The 14058-nt window shown below is 58.6% G+C and carries 1 protein-coding gene (running past both ends of the window); it reads right to left on the minus strand.

This entire window lies inside a single protein-coding gene on the minus strand: locus PZH32_RS10215, encoding an SdrD B-like domain-containing protein. The 74412-nt coding sequence extends 39396 nt beyond the window's left edge and 20958 nt beyond its right edge, so the window shows coding positions 20959-35016 — codons 6987 (complete) to 11672 (complete); the first complete codon in reading order (the gene reads right to left) occupies positions 14056-14058. The start codon and the stop codon both lie outside this window.

The raw sequence follows: 14058 nt of genomic DNA on the forward strand, positions 1-14058 counted from the left end.
CTTCGGCTCGTCGTAGGTGAGCACATTGAACTTGAAGGTGTCGAGGCCGCCCGAGACAATCTGGGTCACCAAATCAGAGGGATCATTGTAGCCGTCGGCCTTGGGCTCGAAGCGCAGCACGTAGCGATACTCCTGGGCACCGGAATCGGTGGTCACCGGCTCGAAGGCGTAGGTGACATCCCAGTTCTCTTCCTTCCAGGCCGCCGTCATGTTGTCGTTCACGGAATCGAGCTGCATATAGCCGGTATCGACGGCATCGTTGTAAGCCACATAGCCATCTTCGTCGTCATCGACCTCGTTGGGCTTGGCATCCGCCGTCACGAACAGCTGGCCCTCATAGGCGGCCGCCTGTGCATTGGTGAGTGCGCCATAGGAGGCCGCAACCGCATCGGCGGTCTTCTTATAAAGGACATCGGTGGCATCCTCGGCAGCAGCCGCCGTCACCTCAGCATCGCTGGCCTCCACATAGATGGTGGCACCCTCGCCGTCGGTGTCCTGTTTATAGAACGTGCCGCCTGCAGCCAACTCGGGCTTGGTAGCCGCCTCGAAGGCATCAGGTGTGGCAGCGAAGTACTGATAGAAGTAATGGGTAGCGTTGCCGAGGTTATCGTAGTTGTCGGCATCGGCGCCCACCACATAGGACATGTCCCAGTCCTCGGTAGCCACATGCCAGTTCACGGTTCCGGTCTTGTCGTTCTTGCCATCGATGGCATAGGGCTGGCCGGTGGACTTGGAATAGAGGGCCACACCGTAGGGCAGCACGACCGTGACCACGGGCAGCGTGAGCGAGCCCTTAGAACCGCCGTCAACCGCGTAGTTGTTATGAGCCTTGGAGGTGTACGTCATCGTGGAGCCGCCGTACCAGTAGCGACCAACATGCTGCTGATAGTTGTAGGGCTGGTCGTTGAGCCAGTAGCGGTTCTCGATATGCACGTTCACCTGACGGCGATCGGCCTCGGTGTCCACATAGTAGTTGTCGTTTACGGCGCGCACGGCGTCAGAGGTTTGCCCGGCCTCGCCCACATACTCGCTCACCGTGTTCCACACGCGCACGAGCGGCTTACGCATGACGGCATGGGTGCCCGTCTGAGCATAGAGCTTGACCTCGTTGCCTTCGCTGTCGCGTTTAAGCGCATCATTCCAGTTGACTTGGGACGAATCGCTCACTTTCAGACCCATAGCGGCCAGCTGGGCACGCTGCTCGTTGCCCTCGGCAACGGAGGCGTCCGTAATAACCGCATTGTTGAGCACGGTGTAGCCATTGATGGCAGGCATGGTGGGCGATCCGTCGAAGGAGCCGTAAAGCGTGGCGTGCATACCGGCATGGGAGCGATTGAGCACCATGGCAGAGTACACGAAGTCCATGCCGAAGGGCTGGATGTTCTGACGACGGGTGTACACAGCCGCGCCACCCTCGTAGGCGTTAACATCATAAACCTGATAGTAGGCCGAAGAGTTGAAGGGCTCGGTACCGGCGGTAGCGGCCGTGCTCTCATCAACGTCCTTAGTCTCGGGATCGTCTTCCACAGCGGGCGTACCGGCCGTGGCCGCGTCGGATCCGCGCACAATGTTGTCCTCGTCGTCCCACGGAGCCGTGAGCAGACGATCGTACCACGCCTCATCCTCATTGTTGCCGAAGATGTGACTCTCGAGGTTCACGCGCAGCTTGTAGCCGCCCTGCTGATAGCACTCGGTGAGCGTCTCGGGATCGGGGTCGGTGGCGTTGTCAACCGCGCGGCCAAACCACTTGCCAAGATCCTGTTTCACCGTGATCTTCAACACCCAAGGCTGACTGGACTGCGTGTAGGCGGCGCCGCGCATCTTCGCAGGATCAGCCACAATCTTGCCATCGCGCACGGTATCGGTGCCGGTACCCAGCACGGAGTCGGCCTTCGTAGTGGCGTTCCAGGACGTGTAGGTGGCCTGTTCCAAAGCCTCGGAGAAGTCAGTGGCAGCGGTCATGCGGTTGCCTGTGCGATAGGAGGCAGGATCCTGATTAGCAGACGCAGCGTCGTAGCCCTGATACTCGCCGTAAGGCGTCTGAACAATCTCGACATCGACCAGATCGCTGTCGATGTCGGCGTAGTCCTCCTGTACGTACGGAGCGCCATCGTTGTCGGCATTGCCCGTGCCCTTGGAGGCGTTCTTGGCCTCCTTGAGCAGCTCGGCAGACACCTTCACGTTGCCCTCCTCGTCAAGAACGGGTTCGGCGCCGCGCGGCATGATGTAGGTGAACTCAATACCGTCCAGGTTGCGATCGCCGTAGTTGTAGGCGGTCAGCTGGCTCACATAGTTCTGTCCCAGCTCGAGTGCATCCTCATACTGGCCGAACTCCATCGTGGGATCAGAGTTCTGCCAATGCGTCTGGTTGTTGTCGTAGTTGTCGCGCGAATCTTTGTTCGGATCGGTGTAGTTCGGATCAGCCGGGCTGAACTGCGTCGTCGAGGTGCCAAACCCAGTAGTGGCGCTGTAGCGACGGGCCGCCTGGTAGTCGTCGGTGGCGTTTTCGGCACCGTAGGCATTCTCGAACTCGCTTACCATCTCAGTCGTGGTGGCAAGCCAGGCTTTCTGCATATGCAAACGCGTCTGAGACCACACGAGCGGCGTGGCAGATACGGCCGAGGCCTGGTCCTTGTTCACCGTCAGGCGGTTGCCCTGAGTAGCGGCAGCTCCATCGCTTGCAGAGGCAAGCGCATCGGCAAAGCGGCTCGAAGCAACGAAGGTGAACCAATCGCGCACGTTCGTGGGCGAGAACTGGTTGAGCGTCGTGTAAGTATATTGCGTGGGCAGGCCGTTGACGGCATCCTGCACCAGGCCAACCGTAGGCGTGCCGGTGAGCAGATAGCTTACCTTCTGCTTGTTGTTTGCCGTGATGACGTCGGCATCCACCAGCGTGCCGTTGCTACCCGAGGAACCGTAGTCGGCGCTCGTCACCGAGGGCGCTGCCGTTGCGTTCTCGGAGATATAGGTGGAGGAGCCGGTGTTAGCCGCCGTACCCGGAATGAACGTATAGGCATGGTTGAACATCTCGTAGGTGTCCACATGCTTGGGCTTGTCGGTAGTGAAAGCCGACTCGTGCAGCAGGGAGTCCATGTCCATGAGCAGGTTCTGGTTCATCACCCGGCTGATACCCACCACGGGACCTTCGAGCGAGAAACCGCCGTTATAAATGCCCGGGCCCGGGTTTACGAAGAAGCCACCCGGCGCACAGCCGATATGGCTGGCAGCGCAATGCAGGTGGTACCCAGACGTGTAGTACTCGCCGTAACGCGGCATGAAGGCCGGCACAAGACCCGTGGTGTTGGGCGTGCCGTCGGCGTACTTGGCCGTTGAAGCGGAGCCGTCGGCAGCGTTCGTGCCCAGATTCTTGTACACCTGAGGCAGGTTCTGCTCGGCCGCGCGCACCGGGAAGGCGATGGCCAGGGTATCGCCGACCTCCAGACAGGTGGACGTGTAGTCGGGACGATCCACCGGACGCAGGCTCGTCTCATAGGAGCTCAGTTGAGAGCCCGTATTCAGTTCGTTCTCGTCGAGGAAACGGCTATCGGCCGTGCGCGTGCGGTAAGTTGCGCCCGCATTATCCTTATACTGCGGATCTACGACCCACTCAATGCGGAAAAGACCGAAGGTCGTCTCGTTCGAGGTGTTCTTGGCGCGCGGGTCGATATCGTTATAGCCCTTGCCATAGGTGTAACCGCCGCCGGCATTGGCGCAGGGAACACTCGCGCTCTGCCAGTTGCACACGCCCTGCTGCACCGAAGTGTAGTTCATCGATCCGCCGTAGTCGGCAGCCTGTTTCTCGGTACCAACCAGCGTGACCTTCACCTTCATGCCGCGCGTACGATCAGCCACAACATTGTCGCCGTAGCGGTTGGTCCACAGAACATACTTGAGCGTACCATCCTCATTGCGGGTGTTCAGGATGCTCTCAAGGTAGGCTGTATCTATCTTCTGGCCCAGCTTCTCGGAGATCTCGCTCGCGCTGCTGTAGGCATAACCAGAGGCCTGACGCAGGTAGTCAAGCGGAATGCGCTCATAGAACACCGGGTTGTACAGCTCACCCTCGCCAGTGTTGCCCTCATTGGTGCCGCTGATGGTGAGATTATTCTTGATCTCGCGTGTCTCGTCGCCCTCGGCGGAATCAGGTATGTCCGCGCCCGTGGAGGCAATGGAGAGGTTGCTGATCTTGCCGCAGTCGGCGCCTACATTTACGGAGCCGTCCTTACGGTAGTTGAACGAAATAGTGTATGTACCCGGGTCGAGCGTGTAGGACCATGCGCCACCGGCGCCGTTCGCGTCACGGCTCGCATAGTTGCCCCAGTAGCCTACGCGCGTGTTGTCATCCCGGTCGATGTACCAATAGAGCCAGTCGTAGCCGGTCTCGGACTGCACCCACCAATTGAAGGAGATAGCCGTCTTGTTGTACACCGTGAACGTCATGTTCATAGTGGAGGTGGTACTCGGACGACCTTGGTTGCCGGAGGTATACGTCTTCGTAGCTTCGTCATAGGTCCAGTTGGAGTTGATGGAGTTGGGAGCCGGCGCCATCTTGGCGTTCACCAGCGTATCGCGGTACCAGAACGTCTCCCCTGCCACATAGCCGGTCTTCTGAGAAGCGTTCTCGTTGTAGTCGGCCAAGGCCTCGTCAGCCGTCTGGAACACCTGGTTCTGGAACTGGACATTCGGGCTCTTGCGGTATACACGAATAGTGCACGGGTCGCTCCACTCGTTTTGAAGCGTCTGCCAAGTGCCGTGCTTCACATCGGTGGAAGCCGTCTCGCCGAAGCCTTCGTCGTTGTAGGCCGTATCGCTGTAGAGCGGGCCGTTGAAGTCGAGCTTCGTGGTCTCGTTATGAGAATGAGTGTAAGCCACGTCGACAGCCACGGTGCCATCGAAGTAATTGGCCACGTCGCGCCAACGCTCGGTGAGGCCGCGCGTATCGTTGAAGCGCGCCACGCCATCGAGCGTGACGTTGTCAAGCTGGAAGGCGCTTAAGCCATCGGAGGTGGCGGGCACGTCGAAGTAGGTCCAACGCATAGCCTGGGCCTCGCGGAACAAGTTGATGTCATAGACGCCGCGCTCGGAGCTTACGGTCGGATCGGTCAGACCCGTGAAGGCGTTCTTTGTGCCAGACACGTAATTGCTACGGGTGGCCATGTACTGCGTGAGCGCATTGTGATCCTGATCCTCGGTGAGCCAGGCGCCGTACACCTCGGGCAGTGCCTCGGGCTCGTCGGGCAGCACCACGTCGCCGCCCAAATCGCCATCGCCCTCGGCACCGGTTGCCTGGTCAGCGCCTTCGGCCTCATTGCTTACGGTTGCGACAGAAGCCGCATCCGTGTTCTTGTACACGAATTCGACCGCCTCCGGATCGCTCTTGGCGATATCGAACACGGTCTTGACGCCCTCTTCGTCAAGAGCCACATAGTACTCGATCTTGATGTTCTTGCGACCATCCACGGTACCGTCGTTCTCGTTCTCGCCGGCGGCAGCTCCGCGGTTGGCGGCATTAGTGTCATAGGTGTGCGTCGGGTTGATAGACTCGCCGAGGCGGTTGTTCGCGGCATCCTTCATCGCCTCGTTCTCGGGCATGTTCTCGGGATAGGCGATGTTGTTTCCGTATACCTCGAACACCTGCGTGCCGTAGGGGCGCTGCAGATCAGCATCGAAATTCTCGGTGAAGCGCACCGTGGTACGGATATCGTTGGTGTGGAACGTGGGGTTGGCAAGGCCAGCCACGGTCAGGCGCAGCGGGTTGCCGTCCTGGTTGGCCGTGGTATTACGCGTGGTCGAGCGCTTCACATAGGCCGCGCTGATGGTCACGTCCTTGTTATGGTTGTCTGCCACCTCGACCATGCGATGAGCGTTCGTGGTGGTGTAGCGGTAATCGCGATACAGCGCAGAGGTAATCTGACCCGTCGGATCGGCTACCTGGTAAAGCGCGCGGTTATCCGCCGTTGCAGCCACCAAACCGGCGGAATTGAGCGCGCGGTTGCGCACCACGGCATGAGTGCCATTGCCGGCACCGTCGGAATTACCGTGCTTGTAGAACTTCACGGAAGACTCCATGGAGGCGCCGTACTGCAGACGATTGGTCAGGTTGGCCGTGATCTTGGTGGGGTGCTTGTAGGAGATGAGCGCAATACCCTCATCGTCCATGGTCTTGTAGACCCCCTCGCCCAGCGAGTCGGACTGCTCCACACGATACTGCGTGTAGCCATGACGCGGCTTAGCCGTCACCGTGTAGCTCGCCTTCACCGACTTAGCAGCGTAGGAGGGCTTCTCAGCATCGTTGTTGAAGGCCTTGTTCTCAAGCTCGTTGTAATCGGCCTTGGTCTCCAGCTCATCGGTCATCTGCGTAATGACGCGCACGTACACGCCCTCACCGGGAAGCGTCTGCTGGGTCTGGCTGCCGAAGGAGAACACGAGCGCGCGATTGGAGGCATTGTACTCCCCTGCCTCGTTCGCCTGCTCAACCAGGCTCGTCTCAGTCACCGCGTTAGTCACGGAGGTCACCTCGTCATGGGCAATCTTCGTGAGATCGGTGGAGGCGGGCGCGTTGCGCATCGTCACCGTGTCGAGGGTCTCGACGGTACCATCCTCGCTCGTCACCTGAGTCGGGTCGCCCAACAACGTTGCAGTCACGCGGGCAGCATTGGCGCCGTAGCCGCTATCGAAGTACAGCGCATTGGTGGTCTTTGTCGGGTTCGCCGTATTCGGACGAACCGTATCCTCGGCAAACTCCTCCGTCACGCCAATCTTCTCGTTGGCGCCGATGGTGTTCAGCTGACGTTTGTTACCGTTGGCGTCGGTGTCGGACACCACTTCCCAACCCACAATGCGCTGACCCTTGCCCACCGTAAAGCGCGCGTCCAGATGCTGCAGCGGCAGCATGGACTTCGGATTGGCGCCCACATACAGGGTGTACTCTACGTAATCGCCGACGTACAGAGCGCCATCGGGAATGTCGTTTGCCGTGGTGGTAGGCTCGTAGCTGAAGATGTTCGTGCTGGAGCGCTCATCGGCATCGTACGCGAACACGGTATTCTTCTGATCATTGGAGTCAGCTTCGCCGTTGACCTTTCCGTAGTCGATAGACGGGGTGATCTTGCGACCGCGCACGTACTCGACGTTCATCGTGCCCAGCTTATGGGCAACGCGATAGGCTGCCGTGTCGTCGACGAAGGCGGTCAGGCCCTCGGTGTTGGGATCCTTGGCCTTCAGATCCACCGTCAAGCGATGACGGGAGTCGGTACCTGCGTAGGCGCTCGCCTGCTTGCCGAAGGTCGGCGTGGAATCGTAGTCCCAATTGCCGGCATTGGTCTTCTCGTCAGCCGTACCCGCAAGCACGTTGTTCGGCGTGAGCGTATTGGTGGCCGCGCGTGCCGAGGTGAACAGATCAACCGGACGATCAACGTACACGCCATCGTACTTGAAGGCGTAGTTCACCATGAGGTTGCTCTGGGAAGCCGTGGCGCTTGTAGTGCCCACGTTCATCTGGCTCGCACGGGTCAGCCACTGACCGGCATCGAGCATGGTGTTGTCGAAGCGACGATTGGCGTTGGGGGCCTCATAGATGAGCTCAAGTGAGGTGAACAGCGGCTTGGCGTAGGTGTAATCCACTTCCTCATCGCCCGCGTAGCCAGCGATGGTGTTGGTGTTGGTGGTATCAGAAGCCTTATAAGTATTATAAGATATAATGTTGTTACGATAGAAGCTCTCGAAATCGATGACGTAATCGCCATCGGCATCATAGATGGGATTGCCATCCTCATCGTAGACGAGCTGTGCCGTGGCAGGATCGATCTGCCAGGGACCGGTCACGCACTTATACGTATCCCGCAGCTCGTTCCAAGTAACCGTCATCGTGGAATCATCGACAGCATTAGTCTTATCCCACACAACGTTAATGGTCTTCTCGACGTTATTTTCATCGAGATAGGTAAGCACGAGGCCAGTGGCATTAAACCAGTTGCCCTCGCACTCGACGCACGTGCACTCATTGCCCTGCTCGCCACCGCAGGCCTCGGCCTCGATATAGGCAGCGTCATCTTTGGTGTACACATCGCCCGTGACAGTCAGATAAACCTGCGCGCCATCGTGTTCGCCGCCATCGACTACCTGCTTGCCATCGACGAGTTTGCGCGGACCGTCGTAGGCCACATACTCGTCATCGACCTTGATGTACGGCGTGTATTGGTAGCTGATGCACGTGCCCTTGCTGTGGTTCGCGCAATGCGCGTCCTCGGCTGCCTTGTGATCGGCGTAGCCCAGCAGATAGGCGGGCACATAGACGTTCTGCAGACGGAACGCCTTCTTCTCACCGGAAAGGTTCTCGTCGAACGCACTCTTGAGCGCTACGCGCGTCAGGTGCGCTGCGCGGCTGTTATTCGTCGTATTGGACGTGCCATCGCTGTTCGTGCCGTCGAACTGATTCTGGAAACGCACCTCGAAGGTGGCCTTCGTGGGCGTGAGGTTGTCAGAATCCTCAGAGATAACCTGCTTACCATCGACCCAGTCGTAGACGCGCTTATCACCGTAGTCGTACACCAGCTTCGTGTCGGTGCGCCACGTAATGGTGTTGGTGGTGTAACCGTTGTAGCTTGTGGGCACATACGTGTAGGTGCCGTTATTGGAGTAATAGGTGTAGGTGCCGTTGCCGTTATAGGAGTTGGCACCTGAGGGACCCCACACACCCTGGGGAAGCGCAGAGGAGTTTGCCGTCGTATAGTTGTAGGTATTGGAGCGGGTAATAACCTCGTTGCGATAGGCTTCCTTCAGCACGCCGTGAGCCGAAGAGTTCTCGGCATAGTAGTTTTCCGTGTTGTCGGCGAGTGCGCCGTTGTTCTCCGTCTGGATACCGGTATTGAAGCCGAAGTTCACCTTATAGCCGGCAATCCAAGCCGTATCGTAGGCAGAGTTGCGCGGCACCCAGGTGTAGGCGTTGGAGCCCGGATAGTTGAACTGGCGCTCGTAGGCGTTGGTGATGCGCCAATTGTTGTAGGAATACAGTGCTTTCTCGGCACTCGTCAGATACGTGCCGGGCTGATAGTAGCGCTCGTAATCGACATGTGCGGTGGAGATAGCGTTGTCGATATAGCTGGAGAAGCGCTCTTCCTGCGCCGTAGAACCGGCCTTGTAAAGCTTGTTGGTCTGGCCCTTGTAGATATAAGGGCGACCCAGCACCTCGTAGTCGGAAACCTGCTGGCCGGAGCCCTTGTCGCCGTCGTAGGCGCGAGCCGTTTCTGCCGTGGCATCGGCGTCACCGCCGTAGGGGCCGAGGTCGATGGTGTAGCTGGTCACAAACTCGCCATCGGGCAAGTTGATGGTAAGCGGCTGGTGGTCGGTGAACAGACCGTTATCGGCATCGCCGTCAGTGCGCAGCTCGATCTTGGAAGCTGTCACGGCGCCCGCGGCGTTCGTGGGCTTCTTGGTATAGGTGTACTCTGGCGCCTTGGCCCAGTTGACCGCATCCATGAAGTCGGGCGTATAGTCGGAGGGGCGCTTGAAGTAGATAATCGCGTCGCCGTCCTTGTTCAGGCCCTTGGAGAACAGGTAAGTGAGACCCGGAGAATTCGGCTCGTTCACGCTCTCGCCCTTGGCAGCGTTTGCGCCCTTGATAGGCTCGAGGTTCTCGTCGACCATCGTCTCGGTGCCATCGGCATTTACGAGATACATATTATATTCGCGAATGCGAATAGTACGGTATACGGTATGGTCGACCTTAGCCCCATCAGAGGTAGTGAACGAATAGGTAGATCCGCCCAGTTTGTTCCAGCCGTTATCCTTAGAAGCCGCCGCCTGCTGCTGCGTGAGAGGTGCCACGTAGTTCGGGTCCTTCTCCCAGGCAGTCGTACGCAAGGTGATATAGACCTTGTCCATGTTGTCCTTGCGCTCAGCGCGGGCATAGTTGGTCACCGGATTCAGGTGAGCCCACACGTTCGATCCCGTCATAGCAACAAGGGAGCTATCGGCAGTCGAGGTATTGGCCGCGGTAGTGCGGAAGAACTTAAGACCCGTGCCGAGGAATCCATAGTATTCAGTGTCCTGATCGGGATAGATCGTCGGCAGCGAATCGTTGATGCGAATGTTATCAGCAGCCGTGATGTTCGTACCCCACGGCTTGTAATCGTGGTCAGAGTAGTTGTTGTTGTTGCTGCCGGGTTCCCAGCGATACAGCGACATGAAGTAGCCATCGTCATCGGCAAACACATGCTGGTTGCTGTGATTGACGGTGGCAGCATAGCGGCCATCCCAACCGATAGATCCGTTGTCGCGCGTTACCGACTTCTGTACATAGTTACGGCTTTCGTATGTAATAACGCGCGAACTGGTGCGCAGGTGGCGCATCTTGCCCTCATCGAAGCTGTAGAAGTGATAGTGGGAGCTGTAGTAACCATGCCTATGGCATGCGCCCGTGCGATGGAAGTTCTTATAGCCCCACGATCCGCGGTTGTACTCGTCATAGTAAATGCCAAGGGATTCGGCACCAGTCGAGTAGTTCTTAGAGGTGGCCACATCACCGTAGATGTTGGAGGCAGTGATGTTCGAGCCGCTAGCCGCATTGGCACCGTCGGCACGTTGGTCGGGCGAGTCGTAGCGCTGGGCCGAAGCATGCACGTACTTCTCACCGGCATACTCGCCGCCGATGGTCATATTTACCGTAGTGGTCGAGGTAACGGAGTTAGCCGTTGTGGCGCTCGTGGACTGATCGGTGCGGATAAAGCGGCCGGTCACTTCGAAGGACATGTTCTTGGTCCACTCAGCCGAGGAGGCGCTCATGCTGTCAGAGAACCACTGGCCGTAATCGGGATACTTCGGCAGACCAGCGGAATCGAGCGTGCCCTGGTTGATGGTCACGTCATAGGTGATGGTCTTCACGCGGAACGTGGGCACGCCATCGGCGTAGTCGTTGAAGGTGTCACGATAGGCATAGGTGGAATCCACACCGAAGTCGGGCACATGCTTCGCATAGGCGGCCTTCGGGTTCTCGGCCAGATCAACTACGTTACCTGCCGCATCCTCAACCTTCATGAGATTCAGGCGGAAGAAGTAGTTGCCCTGGTTGTCCAGCTGTACCGAGGTGCCGGTGCCACCGTTGTTGGCCTTCGCCAAAGAAGTATAGTACTGCTCGCGAATGGTGTTGCCGTCGATGGTCATGGACTTGCCGTCGGTAAACGCCACGGTCACCTGGTCGAGGTAGGACAGAGCCTGCTGTTTGATTTTAATGTAGTAGGCGTCAAAGCCCTCGCCGGAGATATCCTGGATCATCTGCAGATGGGCGCCCGTGTTGTACGTATAGCTGCCCACCGAGTTGTAACGCGGGTTGCCGTTGGCGTAGTCATAGCAATAGTGGCCACCGTAGTAAGTGCGATGATAGTGATCCTGGTAGTCGATGTTACCAGCCTTATCGCGATAGGTAGCGTTATCGTATAAGCCATTGCCGTATACCCAACGGGAGTTCTTATCGAAATAGGCCCAACCGCTGTAGCAGTACTGGCAGCGCGTCGGATAGAAGCCGGAGAGACCCTGCTCCATAAAGCTCGTGCCCTCGGGGTAGACCGCGGTCACCGTGCCGTAGGAGTTAGACCCACGCGTTGTGATATTGCCGAGCGCATTCGGGTAGCCGGTCGGATAGGTATCGACCTGACGGAAATCCACCAGGAACGAACCTTGGGATTTGTAGCCAATGGCAAGATCGCCCGACGTCTCATCCGCACTCGATCCCCAGCAGCCGGAATGACCCACATGGCCATGACTGTCATTAGAGCCCACCGAGTAGTTGGTGAAGCGCGTGGACTGCGCCGCACCGGTCAGGTAGCTCTCGCCCAGCTTGGACGGATACAGATACCAGGACGGATAGGTGCCGTCGCCAAGCTTCGAATCGTAAACCGAGCTCGACGCATCCAGGCGACTCCAGCTGGGCGTCAGCGTAATCTTGCCGCTCGTGGCAAGATCGCTTTCGTCGGCCTCTTCAGGCGCACCGGAGGACACGATGAGGCGTGCGCGCTTGATGTCCGTGGACACCTCGTCGCCTACTACAACTTCCTCAACAATTTCGCCGTTGACTTCGGTCTCGCGCACCAGGCCAATGCAGACCACAGAGCCCTCATCCACCGTTGTGCTCGCCTCGTAGTCAACCGCTTCGTCAACCTCGTAGCCGGCAGCTTCTAGCTTAGCGCGTACGCTGTCGACCGACAGGCCCACGCACTCGCTGAACAGCGTAGCACGCAGCGTTGCATCGGTGGGGCCGTCGGACACATAGATACGAATGGGACCGCCCTCGAGGCCATCGACATACTCGCCTTTGCGCTCAACACGAATGACAAGCCCGGCGGGGATGCTATCGTTGCGCTCGTAGATAATGTCGTTGTCCTGATCAAGCGTGAACTTCTTAGTCTGCGGCTTGGGAGATGTGGGCATTTCGGCATCTTCGCCGTCGCCGTCGCCGTCGCCATCGCCGTCGCCGTCGCCGTCGTCGCCCTCCGTGTCGCCCGCATCGGGATCAATCGGATCGGTCGGGTCGGTCAGAGAGCCTTCGCCCTCCCCTTCCTCGGGCTCCACAGGCTCAACAGCCACCAACTCGGCGATAACCTCCGCAAGCGTCTTCTTGGAGTATTCAGTTGCCAAGCGATCGGCCTCAAGATCGGCCGGATGGCGTCCATCAGATACCACAAGCTGCACCGTGGCCTTGTGGACAACCTCATCCTTCGGCGCGACGGCCCACTTGTTCTCCTCGGTCATCTCGGGAATAGTCTCGCCCTCAGCTGGCACATAGCCTTCCTGATAGATGTCCTTGAGCACGCCCTCGACAGCTGGCTCGGTCCAGCCCTCCTTGACAACCTTAAGGTCAATGATGGAGCCCTCGGGAACCGTATCGCTGTACTGATGCTCGGATTCGGAAATCTCATAGCCATCGGAGAGCAGCTTCTGGCGCGCTTCGGCCTCCGTCAGATAAACCGTAATGGTCTGATCGCCCTCGGTCTTCGTCGTGGGACGATAATCCTTGAACTCATCGGCACCCTTAGAGATGACCACCGAGATAGAGCCCATACCGTCGGTGGGATTGCCGTCGTTGTCGGTGCCGGGCAAAAGCTCGCCGTCGTCATCGTAGGTCGGCGTCGAGAGCTTCTGAGCCGAAATGATAGTGTCCTTCTCGGCCGTCTCGTCGTACTCGTAGGTGATGTCGGTACCCCTGATGGTGTAGCCCGTCTGCTTCAGAAGCGTCAGTGCTTCCATGAGCGTCTTGCCCACGATCATCTCGGTCTCATCGATAACACGCTCGGGACCCTTGGACACTTCCACGCGCACAACCGCCTGGGAGGTTTCGGTAGCCTCGCTCACCTCAGTGCAGCTGATGACCTTTCCGGCGGCCACGCCAGCCACAATCTTGTACAGCTGCGTGCCCTTCTGACTCTCGGCCGTCTTGTCGGCAACCTTCTCATAGGTCTCGTTGCCGTCCTTATCGAGCACCGGATCACCGTTGCCGTCAACAACAACCTTGTAGACATCGATCTTGCTGATGTCGTCGCCGCTGTCTACCGGATCGTAGCGGTCGTTGGAGGCAACATAAACAACTTGGATGGAATACTTGGAATCGCGCAGGCGCCACTTGGCCGTCTTCTTCTCCTCATCGGAGGCGGCGTTCATCTTCGCCTCGGAGTTGTACCAGTAGCCGAGCACGGCGGTTTCGGGATCGTCCATCGTCGGATTCTCCTCGACCGCAACACTCTCGTACGTACCATTCGCATTCTTGATATACAGACCCGTGCCCGCCGCGCCATCGACGCCGTTTTGGGTAGCCAGCTCGGTACCTGCGGGAATAGCCGTGTAACCATCGCTGATAAGCGACTCATCGTAGGTGTAGAACGTTACGCCCGTGGTGGTCAGAGCGCCGGTATTATCGGCCGCATCCGCCCTGACGTAGCTCAGCACACCATTATTGCTCACCAGGCGAACCTGCGTGGCGTTACCCTTCTCGTCGAGGATGAACACCTCGGGCACAGCCGGCGTTTCGGGAGCCTCAGAGCCCTCAGAGCCCTCGGAGCCCTCGCCCTC

Origin of the sequence: Adlercreutzia equolifaciens, from assembly GCF_029076695.1 — a bacterium.
Taxonomy (GTDB): domain Bacteria; phylum Actinomycetota; class Coriobacteriia; order Coriobacteriales; family Eggerthellaceae; genus Adlercreutzia; species Adlercreutzia equolifaciens_A.